This is a genomic window from Sphingobacterium sp. BIGb0116, from assembly GCF_024808035.1.
Taxonomy (GTDB): domain Bacteria; phylum Bacteroidota; class Bacteroidia; order Sphingobacteriales; family Sphingobacteriaceae; genus Sphingobacterium; species Sphingobacterium paramultivorum.
This window is the reverse complement of record NZ_JANUDT010000014.1, coordinates 67,279-90,176: the sequence shown is the minus strand read 5'-3', so window position 1 is coordinate 90,176 and position 22,898 is coordinate 67,279. Positions and strand designations below refer to the sequence as shown.

Here is a 22,898-nt window from a genome sequence, read left to right as displayed (position 1 = left end):
GTATGTATCGCTATATCATTGTATTCGTCGTTCTATTTCAAAGTTATACGGTCTGGGCAGATGGAGTAAATCGTCTTGATCTTGCAGGCGAGTGGAAAGTTCGGCTTGATCCCGAAGATGTCGGTATCGAGCATGGTTGGGCTGGTAAATCGTTCGAAACATCGATTAAATTACCAGGAACAACAGATGATGCGGGTTTAGGAACCGTAAATACGTTGACACCTGCTCTTGCCAAACCTCAGCTTTCGCATCTTACGCGAGCACATCGTTATGTGGGGGCAGCATGGTATACACGGGAGGTTTCAATTCCGGCTGGTTGGGCAGGTAAGGAGATGATCTTAACCCTCGAGCGTGTTCTTTGGGAGTCTATGGTTTGGATCGACGGGATAGCAGTAGTACAAAAGCAACGTAGCCTTGTCAGTCCGCATGAGTTTGACTTGAGTTCACTACTGAAAACAGGAAAGAAGCATCGGTTGACAATCCGCGTAGATAACAGGAAGAAGCTCCCGATCAGCGTTGATGATATGGCGCATGCTTATACCGATCACACCCAAATTATTTGGAATGGCATTCTTGGAAAGATTGCTATTCAGGCCTACGATGCGGTGCGTCTGAAGTCTGTGTATGCGAGCCCTAATCTAGCGAAAAAGGAAATCAATCTGCAGATCAATCTCCGTAATAAACTTGCAAAGGCCGTTGTCGGTAAACTGAAAATAAAGGTAAAAGACAAAATGGGTTCCCTACCACCAGTTGAAAGAACCATTCAGCTGTCGCCAAGGGATTCAGCGATCAACCTAAACTACCTTCTTGGTGACAAACTGAAACTTTGGAGCGAATTTTCGCCGCATTTGTACGACATCAGTCTGGAATTGAAAACCGCAGATGCCGTATCAACATTGAGTACCTCAATAGGTATGCGTGAGCTCTCTACGGATGGGACCATGCTAAAAGTCAATGGTGAGCCTTTATTTTTGAGGGGAACATTGGAGTGCAGTATCTTCCCGTTAACGGGACATCCGCCGATGGATAAGGCCGGTTGGAGAAAAGTCTTTGTGACAGCACGCGAATGGGGGTTAAATCATCTGAGGTTTCATTCATGGTGTCCTCCTGAGGCGGCCTTTGCTGTTGCCGACGAATTGGGATTCTATCTTCAAATTGAGTTGCCAATCTGGGAGAATAATCTTGGTAAAGATGAGGGAGTGATGAATTTTCTCTATGAAGAGGCCGATCGAATAATGCAGACTTATGGAAATCATCCGTCCTTTTGTTTTTGGAGTATGGGTAATGAGTTGAGTGGTGATTTCAATGCGCTGAATGATCTGGTAAAATACGTAAAGGAAAAAGACAAACGGCATCTTTATACGGCAACTTCTTTTACATTCCAGCAAGGGCATGGTGTGAAGGAAGAACCCTATGATGATTATCTGATTACCCAGTGGACAGCCAAGGGCTGGGTGCGGGGACAAGGTGTATTTAATAGCGAAGTACCTACATTCAATAAAAACTACAGCAATTCTTTGGAAGGAATTTCGATTCCGGTCGTGACGCACGAAATTGGACAATATGCTGTCTATCCCAATCTCGCCGAAATCAAAAAATATAAAGGTGTTTTAAAACCATTAAACTTCATTTCTGTTGCAGAAGATCTAAAACAAAAAGGATTATTACATAAGGCCAGTGCATATACGATGTCCTCGGGGAAATTGGCAGCTATTCTGTACAAAGAGGAGATGGAAAGAGCGTTGAAGACACCGGGTATCAGCGGTTATCAGCTCCTTGATCTTCACGATTTCCCTGGTCAAGGAACGGCGTTGGTGGGCTTATTAGATGCTTTTTGGGACAGCAAACATATTCTCTCAGCGGCCGAATTTCGACAATTTAGCGCTCCAGTAGTGCCTTTACTCCAGTTTGCGAAAGCGGTATATACCAACGATGAAACGTTCGAAGCTTCTATAGATGTGAGTAATTATGGACAGGAGATTTTGAAGAATCAGGGGATTAGTTGGTTCCTGAAAGATGCGGGAAAAATAGTCGCACAAGGACATTTTCAGTCAACCATTGGAAAGGGACATCAAGGCAATGTGGGGCATGTAGAAATACCATTACAAACAATTGGACAGGCGAAGAAATTGACGATTCAACTTAAACTTGAGGGTACTTCATACGAAAATCATTGGAATATTTGGGTGTATCCTCAAAAGGTAGCCGTTGATTTTGGGGAAGTTAGCTATACGCGCGAATTGGAGGAAGCAATGCACTTGCTGAAAGAAGGGAAAAAGGTACTTTTAAATCCCGATTGGAAGAAAATAAACGGTATTGAAGGGAAGTTCGTTCCTGTTTTTTGGAGCCCGGTACATTTTCCAAAACAGGCAGGTACAATGGGCTTGCTTTGTGACCCTAAACACCCTGTATTTGCCGATTTCCCGACAGATAATCATACGGATTGGCAATGGTGGGATCTCCAAATTAAATCGACTACGATGATTACGGATCAGGTCAAAGGCGGAAATGCAGTTGTAGAGCTCATTGATAACTTTGCCAATAATAGAAGATTAGCATCTCTTTTTGAAGGAACGGTAGGATCAGGCAAGCTGATGATCGCTACGTTTGATCTGGAGGCGGATCTAACCAATAGGCCCGTTGCAAGACAGCTGTTGAGCTCCATCTTAACGTATATGAACAGTACAAAGTTTAGGCCTAAAGTGATCGAAAATCCAGCAATTCTATCGCAGGTATTGCGCTACAAAGAAGCGCAAGAAAAATCCGAACCCAAAGCGATCTATTAGTTAGAAGATCGCTTTGGAAAAATTTAATATGCTTGATTTTTTAAAATAAAGATGTTGAAATAATTGTTAACTTGGCCTTGTAATCTAATTGTTACCTGTGAAAAGCACAAAGACCAATAAACTGAAGATTGGGCGCTTTAGTTATGAGAAAAGAAAACGATGAAGCCAATTTGATCCAGGCGCTCTCTATAGGAAAGCAGGCTGTTTTACCAAAACTTTACGAACGATATGCAGACCGCATTTTCGATGTATCTTTCCACCTGTTGAAAGATACAGGCTGGAGCGAGGATGTCGTGCAGGAAGTTTTCGTGAAACTGTGGACCAATAGAGAAAGTATAAAACAGGATGTGGATCTCTGGCCCTTTCTCTATGTATTGACTAAAAGAGAGTGTTTCAATAAACTAAGAAGTATTAAACGTTCTCATTCGGCCTTTGAGCTTCTATATTACCATATTGAACATCATTCGGATAGCGCCGACGGTTTAATAGAACGAAAGGAACTTGCTGGTGAAATAGAAAATTATCTTGCTCTACTTCCTGAACAACAAAAACTTGTTTTTACATTAAGCCGAATCGAAGGAATACCTCACAATCAAATTGCAGAGGAACTAAATCTTTCTAAGAACACTGTAAAAAACCATCTTGCCAGAGCATCGAAACATTTAAAACAAGTCCGTTCTGGACGAAATCCGCTATTATCCCTATTTTTTTATTTTTTCTGAAAAAGGATCTCATTTATTGATGTATCTATATTAAGTGCCTGTTTACATTTTTTATGGCAAGGCTTAAGATCTATTTAGAAATTATTATGGCCATAGGTGATTTCGGCTTGATCTAAAATTTTTTAAAAAAATATTTTTCAGTGTAGTCCTTTTCTGTTTTTGCGGTGTACTGTCTAAAATCAATACTTAGAAAGTACGAACCAATTTGACCATGCAAGAAGAAAGACTACGCTATTTGCTAACCCATTATTTTAGAAATACAATCTCTCGTTCGGAACTGAAAGAGATGCTCGATCAATTAGATCAGCTGGAAGAAGCTGAATTCTCCGATCTTTTTGAACGTATGGGCGAAAGAATTCCTGAACGCTCGGAGCTGTTTAACAGGGATCAGGTTTTAAATCAGATCTCAAGTCGAATAGGGGAACATCATGAAGAGATAGGAGATGAAAGAAAATCAAAGCTACGCTACATCAAATGGGGGGCGATTGCAGCTGCAATTGTTGTTTTTTGTTTTTCAATTTTGTTTCTGGTCCAGCAAAACGCGAAGGAAATAACGTCTCAACAAGCCATCTCGCCAAGGGAAATCGCCTTGCCGGAAAACGGTGCGCCTATACTTAAACTTTCAAATGGTGATCAATATTCAATTTCAGAAGAGCATCCTGAAACCTTGGATAAAAACGATCTGAGCATCGTTAAAGCAACAGATGGTACAGTAGTGTATCAAATTAGAAATAATGGCAAAGGCAAGTCTGAGATGAGAACTTTCCTTAGTCCAAAAGGTAGTGCATTAACCGTGAGGCTGATTGATGGCACACAAGTTCAACTAAACTCGGGCGCTAGCTTGACCTATCCGACACATTTTGATGATCACATCCGAACGGTATCCTTGGATGGTGAAGCCTATTTTGATGTCACTCATGACAGTAGCAAGCCTTTTATTGTTCAGACGAAACAAACCCAAATTAAAGTGTTGGGCACGCAATTCAATATCGCCTCCGATCTCAGTAAAACTAAAATCCTGACTACTTTAATCAAAGGTAAGGTTGCTGTAGCTGCAGGGCGTAATCAGCAGATTTTAACCCCAGGAATGCAGGCGCAGACTAATCTGCATACGAAACAAATTGTGGTACAGGAAGCCGACTTAAAAGAGGTTCTCGCATGGCGGGATGGCTTCTTTCGCTTTACCGAAGATAATATTGAGACTGTCTTGCAAAAAGTGGGTGAATGGTATGATATCAAGGAAGTCAAGGTGAATTCATCGTCCAGCGATAAATTTACGGGGATGATAAAGAGGACCAAAAAGCTCTCGGATTTATTGCGGCAGCTGGAAAAAATATCCAATTATAAATTTAAAATTCAGGATGGGAGGGTCCTTGTTATGTAATAATGAGACCTTGAGCTAAAAGTAATCGGAAGTGCTCGCAACACTCCCGATCGTAGTTTAGCAATTAAATAAACCTAATTGAGTTATAAACCATTTAACACCAAACCTATACAAATGTATAAAAGGAATAGCAAAAGTTGCTTTTTTACACAAAAATTCTTTGTAAAAGCATTTATCAGGATGAAAGTATGCATACTAATCCTCATCATCTCCATGGTGCATGTTCATGCATCTAGCTTTGGTCAACAAGTGACATTGGATATAAAAAATGGACGTTTGGTGGACGTCCTGGATGAGATTCAAAAACAAACGGGGTACGAGTTTTTGTACAATAACAGTTTGATTAATAAACAGAAAAGAGTGACCATTAAAGCAAATCACAAAAACTTTAAAGAGGTCCTGCAAGAGTTTCTATCGGAAAGAAATCTGACCTACGAATTGAATCTGAACACGGTATTGATTATGGCCAAAGCGGCTTCTCTGCCAGTTTCTCCCAGCACCGCGGTGATCTTGCAGCGACGTAAAATAAGAGGGGTTGTGTCGGATGTTAAGGGGATGCCATTGGAAAGTGTCACTGTTTCGGTTAAGGGGACAAATATTGGAACGAAGACCGATGCGCAGGGGCAATTTGCCTTGGAAATTGAAGATCAGCATAAGGTGCTGCAGTTTTCGCTGGTAGGATTTCAGTCTTCTGAGCGTAATATTAGTACGTCAAATCAGCTGAATGTCACTTTGGAGCCTGCTGTAAGCGATTTGGAGGAAGCCGTTGTGGTTGCTTATGGAAAACAACGTAAAATCAGTGTGGTGGGCGCAATTAGTAGTGTTTCTCCACAGCAATTGAAAACCCCGGTCGCAAAACTTAGTAGCTCATTGGCGGGACAGATGGCGGGGGTTGTCACGGTGCAAGGCTCGGGAGAGCCGGGCTCCGCAACTTCGTTCTGGATACGGGGGGTCAGTAGTTTTGCTGGAAGTAATAGCCCATTGATTTTAGTCGATGGTATCGAACGTCCGATGGATTTAGTTGATCCTGAGGATGTAGAGTCTTTTTCAGTTTTGAAAGATGCAACAGCCACAGCGGTGTACGGTGTAAGGGGAGCGAATGGCATTGTGATCATTACAACAAAAAGAGGAAAGAAAAGTGCCAAACCAACAATTAATGCTCGTGTCGAACGGGGGATGTTGGAGCCGACACGACTGCCGAAATTGGCCAATGCTACGCAATGGTTAGATTATTATAATGATATCAACTTTGAAGCCTCTGGTAAAGTACCATTAACGCAGGAAGAAATAAATAAGTACGTGAATAAAGTGGATCCGGATGTGTATCCTAATGTGGATTGGATGCAAGAAATATTTAAGAAAAGAACGTCGAATGAACGTTTGAATGTGAATGTGACCGGAGGTGGAGATTTTATCAAATATTATGTGTCGGGTTCTTACATGAAAGAGAATGGCATCTTTCAGCCTCGTAAAACATCAAACTATGATCCTTCGGTGAACTTTGACAGGATCAATTTCCGATCTAATGTAGATATCAAGCTTTCTCCTTCAACTGAGGTAAACCTAAATCTCTCCAATCAATTTGAAACAAAGAACCGTCTGGGACTAGATTTGGGAACGATGTACGAGACTATCTTGCATACGACACCAGTGGCAATTCCAACGCAATTTTCTAATGGTGCCTATACAATGAGTCCATATTATTTTCTGAATACAACAGGATACTCAAAGGATTTTTGGAATAATGCGCAATCGCTGGTTGGCGTAACGCAAGATTTCTCAGAGTTGATCACACCTGGATTAAGAGCAAATGTCAAATTCTCTTGGGATGCTAAAAATTCGACTTCTTTGGACAGACGTAAAAATCCTATCACTTATTATGTGGATAAGACGAATGCCCGGGATACTGATGGAAATTTGATTTTGAAAGATAATGGCGCTGGAAGCGATTATTTCACATTAAAGGATTGGCATTCTGGCGAGCGGGCAATCAACTTTGAAAGCTCACTAATGTACGACAGATTGTTTGCGGAGAAGCATCGTTTCGGGGGGCTATTTTTATTCTCTATGCGTGAGCGCACGAATAATTTTCCGGAGAACAATTATATAGCTGCGTTACCTTATCGAAATACCGGAATTGCTTCCCGTCTGACTTATTCGTATAAGGATCGCTATTTTATCGAAGGCAACTTTGGTTATAACGGTTCAGAAAACTTTGCCCCTAAGAAGCGTTTTGGATTCTTTCCGTCCTTGGCGATGGGTTATGTGCTAAGTAATGAGCCATTCTTTGAGTCCTTATTACCCGTGATTAGCTTCTTGAAGATCCGCGGATCCATCGGTAAGATTGGTAGCGATAAAATTGATGGAAAACGTCGGTTTGCTTATAACTCGGAGATGGAAGACCGTGGAGGATATTCATTTGGTATAGGGGGGCAAAAACCATTGACTGGAATTGCCACAGGTTATCCCGGAAATCCATTGGTAGCCTGGGAGAGTGCATTGAAACGAAATATTGGTTTAGAATTGACGCTATTTAATAAATTGACCATTCAGACGGATTATTTCGCTGAGAAGCGCGATGGGATTTATATCCCACAGGAGAGTGTGCCTTCTGTTGTTGGGGTAAATGTGAAACCTTTAGTAAATATTGGTCAAATGGAGAATAGGGGTATAGAAGGATCATTGGAATTTAATCACCATCAGGGAGATTTCGGCCTTCAGATTCGTGGGAATATCACCTATAATCGTAATAAAAAGTTATTTGATGATAAACCTGTTCCTGTGTGGGCTTACCAATCGGATATCGGACAACGCTGGGGACAGCAGCGGGGCTTGATAGCGCTGGGCTTATTCCAGTCCGAAGAGGAAATAGCACACAGTCCGGTACAGAAATACGGAGATGGTCCGCACCCGGGAGATCTCAAGTATCGAGACATTAATGGAGATGGACAGATAACCGAGCAGGACAAGGTCGCTATAGGTGATACTGATATGCCACAGTTGACCTATGGATTTGGAACGAGTGTATCCTGGAGAGGATTTGATATTGCCGCATTTTTTCATGGTGTGGGTGAGATTACGCGAATTATTGCCGGAGGGCCCTTGTATGGGCAGACAGGCAATATCTGGAATGCAGGACAAATTTATTCCGATGTCGCAGATCATCGTTGGAGCGCTGATAACCCAAACCCGGACGCTATTTATCCGCGTATGTCTCTCAATATTGCCAATAATTCTCAGGCATCTACATGGTGGCAGCGCGATATGAGCTTTATCCGTTTAAAAAATCTGGAGTTTGGTTATACACTACCTAAACGTTGGATAGAAAAATGGAAAATGTCAACAATGCGTTTTTATGCCCAAGGAGTCAATGTTTTTACGTTCAGTAAATTCAAATTATGGGATCCAGAATTGGAAACGGTCTCGGGAAGTGGTTATCCGCAAATGCGCGTATTTAATATTGGTCTAAGTGTGATATTCTAAACGAAAAAACGATGAAAAAATATATTTACCTCTTGACTTGTCTTTTAGTACCGGTTTTCTTTGGGGCATGCAGTAAGTATTTGGATGTGGATTTGGCAAACCAGAAGACCCTTGATGAAACCTTTCAGAAGCGTACAACAACCGAACGGTATCTCGCGCAAGTATATGGTTACTTGCCCATTGAACATGATCTATTTAATAGTGAGGGGGGGAATGTGCCGCTTAGCGATGAAGCGCTGTTCTCCTGGGTAGCATGGGTACCTTGGCTCAACTTCACAAATGGAGGTTGGGGGGTGACAACAGATGATTATGCGACATGGGTACATAATTATCAAGGCATTAACCAGGCGACCATTTTTATCAATAATGTTGATAAAAACGTAGAGCTCAATGAATCTACTAAAAGTACGATGAAGGCGGAAGCCAGGTTTTTACGTGCTTATTTTTATTACCTATTGTTAAAACGCTACGGGCCTGTATTTGTTTGGGGTGATCGTGCTGCAGACGATAAGATCGATGCTAAGACAGTGGATCGCATGTCCTTGGAAGCCAACGTTAATTTTATACTCTCGGAATTTGATAAAGCAACTGCTGTATTACCTAAGGAGATTACCGATCAGGCCTGGTATGGTCGCTTGACCAAAGGTGCAGTAATGGCCGCTAAATCAGAGTTATTGTTGTACATGGCACGACCGTTATTTAATGGAGCGAAATTATATGTGGGTTTGAAGAATAGAAATGGTGAATTCCTGTTTCCTCAAACTGTTGATCCTACTAAATGGGAGCTAGCTGCCCAAGCGGCTAAAGATCTCATTAATCTAAATTTATATACCCTGTATCAGGATAATAAAGAGACGAACAACTTTCGTCGTGCGATAAAATCATATATGGGTATTTATTTTGAAAAGTGGAATTCGGAAATTATTTGGGGCCGCTGGTCAGACGATGGCTTTAATTATAATGTTCGTACCGCGCCGCCGCGAGTCGTTACGATGGGCTGGGGTGGATATGCTCCTTCATTGAAATTGGTCGATTCTTATCCAATGGCGAGCTCTGGACGTTATCCAATTACGGGCTACAATAGCAATGGCCAACCTATTATTGATGAAAAATCTGGTTACCAAGAAACTGGATTTACAGATAACTATGTGCATCCATTGGACAATTTTGCTGCCTTTAAAGCACATAACAGTTGTGTGGGACGTGATGCACGTTTTTATGCATCTATTCTGGCGAATGGAATGTACTGGATTAATAGGTTGCATGGCGACAAAAAGGTGACGTTTTTCGATGGAGGAACATCGACCTATACCAAAACTGGCGACTGTGTAAAATCGGGATATCTCTGGCGGAGGATGAGTGACCCAACAAACGATATAGAATCTGGAAACTGGGGACAGTTTGCCTGGCCTTTTTATCGCTTGGCAGAGATATACCTCAATTATGCTGAAGCATGTAATGAAAAGCCAAACCGAAATGAAACTGAGGCCTTGAAATATGTTAATCTCGTTCGCCAACGCAGCGGATTGAATAAATTGGAGGAGGCTTATCCTGAAGTCTTGGGAAATAAAGAATTGCTTCGAGGACTTCTTCGTAAAGAGCGCATGGTAGAAATGGCTTTTGAAGGACATCGCTATCCGGATTTAAGAACATGGATGATTGCAGAACAGGAAATGAATGAACCTTATTACACACGCAATGTTGCAGCGACAACCTATGAGACTTCATGGGAACGCACAAAAGATGTCTTCCCTGGCAAACGGGTATTTCAAGCAAAACACTATTTCTTTCCGATACATCAGCAGCAACTGAGTGAGATGGTCAACATGACGCAAAACTATGGATGGTAGTACTTATTTACTAATACAGAAAATGATGAGAAATTGTATTTCCTATTGTATTTTCCTACTGACATTGGTTTTGATGAATGGATGTCAAAAGGATGATCGAATGAATAATATGGTCGATGACACCATTTATTTCAGAGACTTTAAAGAGAATAAAATAACGGTATTTGACTGGGGAAAGTTTGATTATAATGTAACTGTTGTGAAGGCTGGAATTGGACAGCAGGAAGCAAAGGTCAACTTTAAGATTGACGAAGCTTATCTAGCGGCATATAATGCGCAAGAGGGTACAAACTATAAGTTGCTCCCCCCAGATTGCTATAAAATCGACAATACCGCTTTAGAATTTTCAAAAAAAGACTATTTACATGATATAGCAATTGTTTTTGATAGCGAACGTATAAAAGCGTTGCAGGGAAAGTATAAGGAGTTGTATGTGCTTCCCTGTCGTATTGAAGCTGAAGGATTGCATGCGCTGAAACCTGAAATGGCAACTACATTGCTCATCCCCAACGTTAAAGATCCTTTTTTGGAGTTCACATCGCCAGGACTGCAGCTGGATCAAATCAAATTAAGCCCCACTAGTGCTGAACAAGTTATAGGAGAAGCTACATTGGTGACAAACTATCCTAATCAATGGAATCTTGACTACGAAATTGAAGTAGATCCCATGATTTTGGATGATTACAATGGGACGGTATCAGATGATAAGAAGTTGAAATTACTGCCGAAAGCGGCTTATCAGCTTTTGCCTGCACCTTATAAAATTGCTGAGAAGGAGAATAAAGCGAGTTTCTCATACACCATTCAAAAAAAGGGACTTATTGATGGATCAACCAATTTATTCGGAGAATATGCTTTGCCTTTACGGATTAAGTCTGTTTCAAAAAATAGTATTAACCCCGTTGCTTCGACAATATTAGTTCCTGTTTCATTTCAGCCGCCGGATATTCCACGTAGTGGCTGGAAGGTCATCGCTGCTTCTTCCGAATGGATTGGCGGTGGTGAAAAGGAAAATATACTGGACGGAAACCCAGATACTTTCTGGCATAACATATGGATGGGCGGAGAACCACCGTTGCCACATTACGTGATTATAGATTTTGGCAAAGAATATAATGTGATGATGATTGAATTGACAAGGCGACTTTGGAATAATGATTTAAAAGTTGTTGAGTTTTCGGCTAGTAATGATAATAAAACATATGTTCCATTAGGAAAGATTGATTTTGGAACAAATAGTCCCAAATCAACGTTGGCCGTTAATGTTCCGACAACAAAAGCCCGTTATTTAAAATGTACAGTAACAGCAAGTAATCGTCCTCCTTCATCCGCTATAGCAGAAGTATATGTTAAAGGACTATAAAATGCATCCGAGATTAGACATAATACAACTTCAAGTATAGTCTAGCTTGCAATCTGGTAGAGCTGAAAGTCACTCCATTTTCCGGAGTGACTTTTTTACTTTTTTAATATTTGTTCTTATTTGATACTTTTGCGCTGAATTAGGTGATGCTGAATGGCCTAAGCCGGAAGTTTCGACTTCCCTAGTATATTTATTTGTCAAGCAGCTATCCTTTATACCGAGCTATATTACTACATTATAATGAATAACTTTTTAGAACTCAATAAGCATAAATTCTTCTTAGCATTCAAGATATTATCGTTAAGTTTTACCGTACTCTTTGTTATCCTTCCCATGGCAATTTCTATTGCGAATGGAGATTATCCTACCTGGACTCTTTTCATCAGCGTTTTTCTGTTAGGGTCCGTTATATTCCCTCTTTTCTTAGTCGGAATGACTTACTTGACCTGGCTGAATAAAATATGGGTTAAGAAGAAAGCACTTAATATACAGCCATTCGATGAATTGGATCGGATAGGATTTGCTACAGCCTATATTAATGAAAAATCGAAATGGAATTTTACCGAAGAAATCAAAGAGATTGTAATTGATGGTTATCGAATACAGTTCAATGTAATCATGGGATTTCCGAGTAATATTGAATTTAGGGCTTTAGTTAAGCATCCAAAAGTAGAAAGAGAACGCTTTATGGCTTTCGTGGCAAGTTCCAAGCAGGATAGAATATATTTAGACATTGATTCATTAATTAAAGTTTACTCGCCTAAAAAGGTAGACAATTTGACGATCGAACAATTAAAAGCTGAACTGATACAATTTGCACAGGTAATGCGGCTTGAAAATTTTGAACCTTTAGATAGGAAGTAAAACAACTAAGCTGTATGCTTTTGACTACGCTGGTAATAGATTTCTATTGATTTTTTTGAGAGGCAATATGCTTATCAAAGGCATTAAAAAGGTGTAGGCTTTAAATAGAAAAAGCGACTCTTTTGAAGTCGCTTTTTGTAGCCCGTAGGGGAATCGAACCCCTGTTTCAAGAATGAAAATCTTGCGTCCTAACCCCTAGACGAACGGGCCATATCGTTTTCGATGATGCAAATATAGAAGCTTTTTCAAAAAGCGCAAAAAAAAAGTGCTGTTTGGATGCTAATTCATTGAAATTGAGAAAAATTATTTTTTTAAAGGACCTATTCTACAGCGTAGGCGAGCATATATTCATTAAACTTCTCGTAATATACATCATAAATATGTTTATTTTGATCGCTGTCGAGTTCAAGTTTTAATATGCCTTGTGTTTGGTATTCGAATGGTTGTATGGTCATGTTGTTCAAGAAGGAGACCCCCGCATTGCCTTGAAGTTTATAAATCGCTTCTTTGGCGCACCAGCAAGCATAAAGCTGCTCATATCGGCTCTCATCTTGGGCGATGAATGCAAGCTCCGCAGGTTTTAGGAACTTATGTTGGATGCGCTCTACTTTTGTTTTGATGATTTCCATGTCGATACCAACTTCACCTTTTGTACTGATCATAGCTGCTGCATAATCAAATGAGTGTGAAAGTGATATTTTTTGGGGAAAATTAGCGAGATAAGGCTTGCCATTTGCATCCGAAGGACATTCGATATAACGGGATGTGTTCAATAGGGTTCGCAGGAGAACACGTGTGGCAAGCCAATGTAACCGTCTTTTCCCTTTATTGAAGGACCCTAATTTTGCTTTTTCACGTTCATCCAATTGAAGTTTCGACAGTAAATCGTCGTCCGATTCCTCAATTCGCCAAATTGCAAATTTGGTTTGATTATCAATTTCACGTAGATACACTAGACTCATACCCAAATTTAAAAAACAAATCCCAGATTTTTGTTTGGAAAAATGAAGTAAAATTAGTGGGAGAACTGTATTTTTGAATTTGTATAGCATTGCCTGACGCTTTTGCTATTTTGATACACATGATTTTATCTGATAAAAGAATTCTCGAAGAGATTGAAAATGGCAGTATTGTCATTCAACCATTTGATCGTAAATGTTTGGGAACAAATTCCTACGATGTGCATTTGGGGAAATATTTGGCAACGTATGCAGACCGTGTCCTTGATGCCAAGAAACACAATGAAATTCAGCATTTTGAAATCCCGGAAGAAGGGTTTGTATTGGAACCCAATACCCTTTATTTAGGCGTTACGCAAGAGTATACCGAAACGCATAAGCATGTTCCTTTTTTAGAAGGCAAATCGAGTACTGGTCGCTTAGGGATAGATATCCATGCAACTGCAGGAAAGGGTGATGTCGGTTTCTGTAATACCTGGACCTTGGAAATTTCGGTTGCCCAACCTGTTCGGGTTTACGCGGGAATGCCTATTGGACAATTGATCTATTTTGCTGTAGAAGGCGATATCGAAACATTTTATAATACCAAAGGTAACGCAAAATACAATGGCAAGACCATCCGCCCGGTGGAATCCATGATGTGGAAGAATAATTTCTGATGCGGAATATGGGATGGATTATTTTAGGGGCTCTATTGATTGTTCTCATCAGTGGAGTACTCTATTATTTTGTTCATCCAATGTTTGGTGGAAGTTTCAAAGGAGCTCGGCTTGAACGTATGAAACAGTCACCAAATTTTAAAAATGGTGTTTTTCATAATCTCGAAGTAACGCCATCGTTGAAAGGCGATGTGAATATGGTCTCTTTGCTGTGGGATTTCCTTTTCAACAAAAATCCCCACTTGAAACCGATCAACGTATTGCCTGCTATGGAATGCGATTTAGCACATCTTCCCGCAGATGACGTTCTGATTTGGTTTGGTCACTCCTCCTACCTGTTGAAGTTAGATGGAAAATTAATATTGGTTGATCCGGTGTTCAGCCCAAATGCTTCTCCTATCCCAGGGAGCAATAAAGCATTTAAGATGTCTGTCGACTATGCGACGATGGTTTTTCCGAAAATTGATTATTTGTTTATCTCTCATGATCATTACGATCATCTGGACTATGAGACTGTTGTGAAATTGAGGGATAAAGTCGGTCGGGTGATTTGTGGTCTTGGCGTGGGGGCGCATTTTGAATCTTGGGGATATAAGTCCGATCAGATCATCGAGGGTGACTGGTACGACCAGATAAAACTGGCGCCCGATTTTCAGGTAACCTTCACACCCGCAAGGCACTTTTCGGGACGAAGATTTACACGGAATAATACCTTGTGGACATCCTTTGTGTTAAAAACTTCCCAGTACACTATTTTCTTGGGTGGAGACAGCGGATATGGTAAGCACTTCAAAAAGATAGGTGACCAGTTCGGTCCATTTGATTTAGCAATCTTGGAAAATGGCCAGTATAACGATGCCTGGCATTATATCCATTCCTTACCTGACGAATGGGCTGCTGAAACGAAGGATCTGAAAGCTCAAGCTATTTTGCCCGTTCATTCTTCTAAGTTCGCGTTGGCTATGCACGACTGGAAAGAGCCAATGGAGAAATTTTACGAGACAGCGAACAAAGAACAGATCACTCTCCTTACGCCAAAAATAGGGGAAATGATCCATTTTAATAGATTAGATACAGTATACGCGCCTTGGTGGCGTGAAGTCAACTAAAGATCTATTTATTTTTTTCCTCAATCCATAAAGACATATATTTTGTGCTCTGCATCGTGTGGTGCAACAATATCTGACTAATAAAGTTTTGTTGGCGGTGCCTGTCAATCTGCACTTTTAACAAAGATAGATTCGTCATAAAGTCGGCCTGATATTTTCGTTTTTCATAACGCTCGTTGATAATACGGATACCATGTTCTTGGGCCGTTTTCCAAAGATCTTCGTTTTCGTAGAGCTCGACAGTCTTTCTGCAGAAAGTTTCGGGATCGTCTTCGATAAAACCATTCCAATCCAAATTACCCTTCATGGCTTCTGCTCCAACTGTCGTGGTGACAGATGGCGTGCCTGTCTGCATAGCGTCGATAAACTTTCCTTTCACACCGGCACCAAATTGAATTGGAGCTACCAGTACACGGTAGTTTTCCATGGTAAGACGAGCAGATTCCGCTCGGCCCTTGATCAGGAAATTCTCCTTAGAGTTGTTTAACTGGAGTACTTTTTGGGTTGCATAGGCTCCATAAATGTGCAATTCTACTTTGGGAAGCATCTTCCGTAATTGGGGCCAGATTTGTGTTTTTAGATATTGAACCGTATGCCAGTTCGGCTCATGGATAAAATTTCCGATAAATAGTAAGTTCTTACGCTCTTCAAAGGGCTTCCATTGATTAATTTCAGTAGAACTGATCTCATGTTCAAGGAAAGGGAGGTAATAGAGGATGTCGGGTGAAATTCGAAATTCTTCAATAAGAATCTTCATTTCGGATTCGGAGATAATCAAGGAGAGGTCACTTCGCAGAATTGAGGCAATTTCCCGTTTAGCGGTATCTGTAAATAACTCTTGAAAGGAGAAATCACCTTTATTTTTGACGGACGCCTGCCTCGCCTGGCGTAAAAAATGCAAGTCTTCCGTGTCGAGTACGCGAAGTGCGTTAGGGCATTGCTGGGCAACGCGCCAACCATATTGCTCCTCCACCATAAAGCGATCAAATACAACAATGTCGGGTTGAAGTTGAATGATAAATTTATCAAAGCTATCGCTATTTAGCACGATTGCTTGCTCATGCACACCCAGTGATTGTAAAGGGGCGCTATAAGGTGATTTAGCCGCCGCTGAGACAAAAGTAATCTGAGAAAAGCCATTCAAGAATGTGTCAATTAATTGCATCATGCGAAAGCCCGCTGCTGAAGATGTTGGCTCTGGCCACACAAGTCCGATGAACAAAACCTTTTTCTCTTTCATGCAGGAAAATTACTGATTAATGTGAAAAGAATTTACGAAAAATTAACAATTAGTCATTTTCAAACGATTAGCTTTATTTTAGTGTTTATAATATATTTAAAGGTTATTCATCATTAAACGATCATATGGCCAAAACTATTGCTCAACGGATTCGACATTTTTCACCAAAGACCTATTGGAAGGAACTAATAGCTGTTTTGGTTATCTTATTGGCCTTCGTATTTTTTAGAAATGAGCGGAAAGAGCTTGCGGCAATTATTCCGCAGTTGCGCGCGGCTAACCTAACCTGGGTTTCAGTTGGAGTTGGAATTACCATCGTTTATATTGTGCTTCAGGGATTGATGTATGTGCAGAGTTTTAAAGCGATCGGCCTTTCTATTAATCTGAGAATCGCCATTGATCTTTTCCTGAAGAGAAATTTACTCAGTGTGTTTCTCCCAGCGGGTGGGATTAGTTCTTTGGCATATACAACAACGGAGTTGCGGAAAAGAAATTTAAATACGACGCAAATTCACCAAGCAGGGGCGCTGTATGGCTATGTCGGACTACTGACGGTCTTTATGATTGGTGTACCTGTTATATTGTATACGATCTGGCATAATAAAAATTTTGGTGATGCCTGGATCTCATTGGTGGTTTTGGGACTGCTCCTGGCTGTCGTATTTTGGTTCGTTTGGTCTTTTCGAACACACAAAGGCATCTATCGCTGGGTCGAATTAAAGTTTCCTGCTGTAGCCTCTAATATCGATGAAATATTTTCAGGGGAAGTCAAGCTAAAATATTTGTTGGGTACCATGTTAGCGTCCATGGTCGTCGAATGCTGCGGTATTGCCCATGCCTTTGTAAGTATGTATGCTCTTGGTTTGGACCACTCCTTCGAGGCTGCGGCTATTGCCTATACTGTTTCGGTCGTATTGATGATTGTTTCTCCTTTTCTACGGGGCCTTGGGGCTGTAGAGCTGACCATGCTGTATATTTTTAAAGCATACGGTTATTCGCAGGCCGAGGGCTTAGGAATCACGATTCTCTATCGGGCATTCGAATTTTGGCTTCCATTACTCTTGGGGATCCTTGCCTTTGCATGGCGTGGTAAGCAATTGCTGGCACGTATTGGACCAGCGCTGCTTATTTTCTTCTTAGGCGTGGTAAATCTTGTTTCTGTATTGACGCCTCCTTTGGCGGACCGAATGAAACTGGATCGTTTTTATTTACCGCTAGAAGCAATTCATGCTTCTAAATTTATGGTATTGGTTTTGGGCTTAGGACTATTGGTTACTTCAGCCTACTTGATTAAAGGTTTCCGTATTGCGTTCTGGATCGCCGTGGTGTTTAGTGCTTTGTCGCTGTTTGGCCATGTATTTAAAGCGTTAGATTATGAAGAAGCTTCGGTTGCTTTATTGACCTTGATTTTATTGGCAATGAGCTATAAACAATATCGCATCAAGAGTAATATTCGTTGGGTAAGAATTGGGTTTATCACATTTTTTGTCGCTCTGATAGCGATATGCCTGTTTGATGTGTTGAGTTTTTACTTCATTGATAAGCAACATTTCGGGCTAGACTTTACATGGGGACAATCAATATATCATACGGCACGGAGTTTTCTGTTGTTTGCAGATGATGAATTGATGCCACAAACAGCTTTTGGTCAAGAATTTTTGCGCATCACCCAAGTTTTGGGGCTATTTTGTTGGTTCTTATTGATCTACGCACTTGCACGTCCTCGGCTGATTGATGACGAAGATTCGAGTAGCTCCGAAATGGAGCATGCAGAACAATTACTAATTGAGTTTGGACAGTCTCCGATGGACTTCTTTAAATTGGGAAAAGATAAGAGTTTGTTCTTCTCAGAAGTCTCGGAGGGATTTACCGCTTATCGCCTGGCGAATGAATTTGCTATTGTATTGGATGAACCTGTCTGTGAACAGGGAGATAAGGAAGAGCTGGTTCATGAATTTGATCAATACTGTTACGCGAATGGTTTAAAGGCGATTTATTACCGTGTTGATGAAAATAGCTTGGTTCATTTCTCATCCCTTCGTAAACAGAAGATCACCATTGGACAGGAGGCTGTATTAGAATTGGAAACATTCAAGCTAGAAGGAAAAGACCGTAAGTCATTACGTAATGGACTTAATGCGATTCAAAAAAAGGGTTTTACAACAGAAGTGTTGAAAGCACCGCAGGAAAAAGCAATCATAGACCAGTTAAGCTTGATTTCCAATGAATGGTTGAAAGAATTTGACAAAAAGGAAATGGTTTTTTCGCAAGGGATGTTTGATGAAAATGAGCTTATTATGCAAGATATTATTGTATTGAAAAATGAGCAAAATAATATTGTCGCCTTTCTGAATATTATTCCCGATTATGCTAAAGATGAGTGTACTTATGATATGATCCGAAAGTCGCTTGACGCGCCAGGTGGGAGTATGGATGCATTGATTGTTGAGCTTATTACATATGCTAAAGCTAAAAAGTATGTCTATCTAAATTTGGGAATGGTGCCAATGACGGGCTTGGGAGCGACAGATAGTCCCGCTGAAAAGATTATGAAGTTTGCCTCAACACGATTGGGAAACTTTAAACATTACCATAGTCTGCGTGATTTCAAAGAGAAGTATGCGACATTTTGGGAAAATAAATACCTTATATTTGATAACGATTTTGATCTCTTACAACTTCCTGTTGCACTGGTCAAAGTGATGAAACCGAATGAATAGCTTCATGTAGATCTCATACAGATGAAAAAATTAGCCACTTTATTTATAATTGGTAGCATAGCATTTCATGCTTTTGCTCAACAACGTTTGATTGACATGAAATATTGGAATAATAAAGCTGTACTACCTCTGGTTCTCTATCTGAGTGGAGATGGTGGATTTAATTCATTCTCTAACAAGCTTTGTGAGCTGATTGCTGGAGCAGGATATACTGTCGCAGCTCTTGATTCAAAAAATTATTTCTGGAAGAAGAAAAGCCCGAATGAGATAGCAGGAGATATTTCTAATACCTTGAAGACTTTGCTATCCTCACGGCAGAATATGCGTCTTTTCATCGTTGGGTATTCATTTGGAGCAGATGCGGTCCCTTTTATTATTAACCGCTTGGATCCAGTTGTTAAAAAAAATGTAAAGAGTGTTGTTCTATTGGAACCATCCGTGTCTACAGATCTGGAGATCCATATAGCTGATATTTTAGGCCGTAGTAATACAAAGCGAAGTCTTGATGTCGTCTCTGAAATCAATCGCATGGATGGAGTCAAAACGGGCGTCATTCTTGGTGATGACGAAGCCGATTTTCCTATACAAAAAATTACACTTAAGAATTTTACAAAAAAATACCTCTCCGGGGGCCATCATTTTAGTGGGAATGCAGACCAGGTAGCGAAGAATACGATCGCTCTCTTCTAATTGGGCGGGGTTATTGTCTGCTAGCTTTCCTTTATGGTGGTTATACAGTAGCGATAGGCCTTTTACCTTGTCAAAATCGGTGAAAGCTCTGAAGCTAATCAGATTTCTTGTCCTACATCAATTTAATTAAATGAAGAAGGTCTTAATTTTGATTTAGAATTTAAATAGACAATTATGGAATTAGGAATAGGAATGTTTGGTGACTCGAGGATAGATCCTGTTACAGGTCAGATCCAGGCAGCACAAGATAGAATGAAAGAAATTATTGAAGAGATCAAGCTTATGGATCAAGTAGGATTGGATTTCTTTGGAATCGGGGAGCATCACCGGGCAGATTATGCGGTTGCAGCACCTGAAATTATCTTGGCTGCGGCTTCTACAGTTACCAAAAATATTAAATTGGGTAGTGCAGTTTCGGTATTGAGTTCTGCGGATCCTGTTAAATTATTTCAGGATTTCGCGGCAGTCGATCTTTTATCCGATGGACGTGCTGAGCTGATGGCTGGAAGAGGATCCTTCATTGAATCTTTCCCTTTATTTGGTTATGATCTGAAAGATTATTCCGAATTATTTGAAGAGAAACTTGAGCTTTTGCTACGATTGAACAAGCAAAATCCAATTACTTGGCGTGGAAATTTTAGAGCTCCGCTAATCAATCAAGAAGTCTTCCCACGGCCTAAAAATGGATCACTGCCAATTTGGGTTGCCGTAGGAGGTACAACATCTTCTGTTATCCGTGCAGGAAAACTAGGTTTACCAGTGATGTTTGCTATCATCGGTGGCATGTACGAAAGCTTCGACCACTTATTTGATATGTACCGCCAAGCTTATGAAGACAATGGGCATGATATGGCTAATTTTCAAGTTGGAGTGCACATGCATGCCTTCTTTGGTGACAATAGTACCCAAATAGCAGATTATTATTATCCTGTTTACTCTTCTCAAATGGATCGCATAGGGGCGAGTCGCGGATGGCCTCCATACCAACGTACACAATATGACTTTGGGCGTTCTTCAAGGGGACACCTCATTGTTGGAGATGCTGCCTATGCCGTAGATAAAATTTTGCAAATACAGGAGAAATTCGGATTGACACGTTTCTCTGCACACATGGATGTGGGCGCCCCTGGACATAAAGAGATGCTCCGTTCTATTGAGATTTTTGGCGAAAAAATAGCACCTGAAATTCGAAAGGCTCTTCATAAAGATGCCTAAAGAGCGATTATCATTTTTTTAACGCTGAGATATTCGCTACCTTTGTGGCGTAAATCATTTTAGAGAGTAAGATGCTTGGATTAAAGTTGTTGACAGATCCGCGATGGGCAAACATCGCAGAAGGAAATTTAGAAGAAATTTTGACTGATCATGCCTGGTGTGAGCAAAAGGCTGCTTCAAATGCAATATCATTAATCACAAACAACTCAGAATACGAAGATTTAGTGCATGAACTGACAGCAATTGCTATCGAAGAGATGGAACATTTTAAGATGGTTATTGATATCATCAAAGAACGTGGCTATACCTTGGGTCGTGAAAGAAAAGATGATTATGTTGGCCAATTGATGAAATTCTCTAAAAAAGATGGCAGTAGAAATATGGCTTTTATTGACCGTTTATTATTCGCGGCGATGATCGAAGCCCGAAGCTGCGAACGTTTTAGAGTGCTCTCGCAAAATATTCAAGATAAAGATCTTGCGAAGTTTTACCATGATTTAATGGTATCTGAGGCAAATCATTATACAACATTTTTAAATTTTGCACGCAAATATACCGTAGACGTCGACGTAGAAAAGCGTTGGAAGGAGTGGTTGGATTTTGAAGGGAAGTTAATTCAGTCGTACGGAAGTAAAGAAGCCATTCATGGCTAATTGGATCTCGCTCCTACCTATTTTAAAACACATACATAACAGTTGTCCCGTTCTATTTCTTAGAACGGGATTTTTTGTCACTTATTTATTCTTATCTTTGTACCGTGATTGAAAAAAGTAAAATAATAGATATCAGGAGTTTGTCTTTGGATCAGATCAAAGATCAACTTACAGCGTTGGGGGAGCAGGGCTTTCGTGCGAAGCAGATTTATGAATGGATCTGGGTAAAGTCCTGTGTAGATTTTGATGAGATGAGCAATTTAAGTAAGCCCCTTCGTGAGAAGCTGAAAGCGAATTTTACGATCAATGCAGTTACAGTTAAAGAATCTCAGATCAGCTCAGATAAAACAATTAAGAGTAGTTTTTGGCTGTATGACAATAATATCATTGAGGGGGTATTGATCCCTGCTCCGGAGCGAATGACAGCCTGTGTAAGCTCACAGGTGGGTTGCAGCTTGACCTGTAAGTTCTGTGCAACAGGCTATATGGACCGTAAAAGGAACCTCAATGCCGATGAGATCTATGATCAAGTCGTTCTGATCAGCAAGCAAGCCGAAGAGAATTATGGGCAGCCACTGACAAATATCGTTTATATGGGGATGGGTGAGCCTTTGCTGAACTATGCCAATATGATGAAGTCGGTTGAGCGCATTACGGCTCCCGATGGATTAAATATGGCTGCCAAGCGGATCACTGTTTCCACTGCTGGCATCGCAAAAATGATTAAGAAATTGGGTGATGATCAGGTGCGTTTTAATCTTGCACTTTCTTTGCACGCTGCAAATGATAAAAAGCGGAATGAAATTATGCCTATCAATGAGCAGAACTCACTAAAAGCTCTGGCAGAAGCCCTCAAGTATTTTTATGCAAAGACAAAAAGTCCAATTACATTTGAATATATTGTCTTTAACAATTTCAATGACGAATTGGAGGATGCTAAAGAACTTGCCAAGTTCTGTAAACACGTTCCTTGTAAGGTCAACCTGATTGAATATAATCCTATCGCACTGGCCGATTTCTTGAATGCTGAAGCAGATAAAATCGAGGTATTTGCAAATTATCTAAAAAGTCAAGGTATAATCACGAATGTGAGACGTAGCCGTGGTAAAGATATCGATGCAGCCTGCGGACAATTAGCAATCAAGGATGAGAAAAAGGAGGAATCCGAGGCATAATCTGAAGGATAGTTCCTATCTTTAAT

General features: G+C 40.5%; 16 protein-coding genes and 1 tRNA gene. 14 read left to right on the top strand and 3 right to left on the bottom strand.

The annotated features are described in order from the left end of the window. Positions 1–2 precede the first annotated feature (2 nt). The 7 genes from M2419_RS26575 (at position 3) to M2419_RS26545 (ending at position 12,452) form a co-directional block, all read left to right on the top strand. Positions 3–2,786 (top strand): sugar-binding domain-containing protein, encoded by a 2,784-nt coding sequence (locus M2419_RS26575; RefSeq protein ID WP_259256239.1) that lies wholly within the window; start codon positions 3–5, stop codon positions 2,784–2,786. A gap of 143 nt (positions 2,787–2,929) precedes the next feature. Continuing rightward, positions 2,930–3,508: an RNA polymerase sigma factor gene (locus tag M2419_RS26570; protein WP_120335201.1), complete on the top strand. Its 579-nt coding sequence runs from the start codon at positions 2,930–2,932 to the stop codon at positions 3,506–3,508. 211 nt (positions 3,509–3,719) lie between these two features. After that, positions 3,720–4,892, top strand: a complete 1,173-nt coding sequence (locus M2419_RS26565) for a FecR family protein (protein ID WP_159727559.1) — start codon at positions 3,720–3,722, stop codon at positions 4,890–4,892. Between the two features lie 180 nt (positions 4,893–5,072). Beyond that, positions 5,073–8,375, top strand: coding sequence for a TonB-dependent receptor (locus M2419_RS26560; RefSeq protein ID WP_259256229.1), 3,303 nt, complete (start codon positions 5,073–5,075; stop codon positions 8,373–8,375). A gap of 11 nt (positions 8,376–8,386) precedes the next feature. Further along, positions 8,387–10,225 carry a RagB/SusD family nutrient uptake outer membrane protein gene (locus tag M2419_RS26555; protein ID WP_153844488.1) on the top strand — a complete coding sequence of 613 codons (1,839 nt, stop codon included), beginning with the start codon at positions 8,387–8,389 and terminating at the stop codon, positions 10,223–10,225. A 22-nt stretch (positions 10,226–10,247) separates the two neighbouring features. Beyond that, on the top strand, positions 10,248–11,588 hold the full coding sequence (locus tag M2419_RS26550; protein WP_159727555.1) for a BT_3987 domain-containing protein: 1,341 nt from the start codon (positions 10,248–10,250) through the stop codon (positions 11,586–11,588). Positions 11,589–11,828: 240 nt separating this feature from the next. After that, positions 11,829–12,452: a hypothetical protein gene (locus tag M2419_RS26545; RefSeq protein WP_153844486.1), complete on the top strand. Its 624-nt coding sequence runs from the start codon at positions 11,829–11,831 to the stop codon at positions 12,450–12,452. Positions 12,453–12,590: 138 nt separating this feature from the next. On the opposite strand, the gene M2419_RS26540 is transcribed toward M2419_RS26545, so the two are convergent. Together M2419_RS26540 and M2419_RS26535 are read right to left on the bottom strand one after the other, a co-directional pair. Then, positions 12,591–12,662: transfer RNA gene (locus M2419_RS26540), tRNA-Glu, on the bottom strand. Between the two features lie 110 nt (positions 12,663–12,772). After that, positions 12,773–13,414: a 4'-phosphopantetheinyl transferase superfamily protein gene (locus M2419_RS26535; RefSeq protein WP_153844485.1), complete on the bottom strand. Its 642-nt coding sequence runs from the start codon at positions 13,412–13,414 to the stop codon at positions 12,773–12,775. Positions 13,415–13,533: 119 nt separating this feature from the next. Between M2419_RS26535 and dcd the strand changes: the two genes are divergently transcribed. Both dcd and M2419_RS26525 read left to right on the top strand, forming a co-directional pair. Next, complete coding sequence (gene dcd, locus M2419_RS26530) at positions 13,534–14,070, top strand: dCTP deaminase (protein ID WP_046673098.1); 537 nt, start codon at positions 13,534–13,536, stop codon at positions 14,068–14,070. An 8-nt stretch (positions 14,071–14,078) separates the two neighbouring features. Beyond that, positions 14,079–15,179 (top strand): MBL fold metallo-hydrolase, encoded by a 1,101-nt coding sequence (locus tag M2419_RS26525; RefSeq protein ID WP_153844484.1) that lies wholly within the window; start codon positions 14,079–14,081, stop codon positions 15,177–15,179. A 4-nt stretch (positions 15,180–15,183) separates the two neighbouring features. Here the strand turns inward: M2419_RS26525 and M2419_RS26520 are convergent, their stop codons facing one another. Next, positions 15,184–16,419: a glycosyltransferase family 4 protein gene (locus M2419_RS26520; protein ID WP_259256220.1), complete on the bottom strand. Its 1,236-nt coding sequence runs from the start codon at positions 16,417–16,419 to the stop codon at positions 15,184–15,186. A gap of 125 nt (positions 16,420–16,544) precedes the next feature. Here M2419_RS26520 and M2419_RS26515 point away from each other — a divergent pair, with 125 nt between their 5' ends. The 5 genes from M2419_RS26515 (at position 16,545) to rlmN (ending at position 22,872) form a co-directional block, all read left to right on the top strand. Then, the gene (locus M2419_RS26515; protein ID WP_153844482.1) at positions 16,545–19,139 is read left to right on the top strand and encodes a phosphatidylglycerol lysyltransferase domain-containing protein; all 2,595 of its coding nucleotides are present in this window, start codon (positions 16,545–16,547) and stop codon (positions 19,137–19,139) included. A 21-nt stretch (positions 19,140–19,160) separates the two neighbouring features. Then, complete coding sequence (locus M2419_RS26510) at positions 19,161–19,829, top strand: AcvB/VirJ family lysyl-phosphatidylglycerol hydrolase (protein WP_153844481.1); 669 nt, start codon at positions 19,161–19,163, stop codon at positions 19,827–19,829. A 174-nt stretch (positions 19,830–20,003) separates the two neighbouring features. Continuing rightward, positions 20,004–21,044, top strand: a complete 1,041-nt coding sequence (locus tag M2419_RS26505) for an Atu2307/SP_0267 family LLM class monooxygenase (RefSeq protein ID WP_153844480.1) — start codon at positions 20,004–20,006, stop codon at positions 21,042–21,044. A 71-nt stretch (positions 21,045–21,115) separates the two neighbouring features. Next, positions 21,116–21,697, top strand: coding sequence for a tRNA-(ms[2]io[6]A)-hydroxylase (locus M2419_RS26500; protein WP_153844479.1), 582 nt, complete (start codon positions 21,116–21,118; stop codon positions 21,695–21,697). Positions 21,698–21,801: 104 nt separating this feature from the next. Beyond that, positions 21,802–22,872, top strand: coding sequence for a 23S rRNA (adenine(2503)-C(2))-methyltransferase RlmN (gene rlmN, locus M2419_RS26495; protein ID WP_153844478.1), 1,071 nt, complete (start codon positions 21,802–21,804; stop codon positions 22,870–22,872). Positions 22,873–22,898 lie beyond the last annotated feature (26 nt).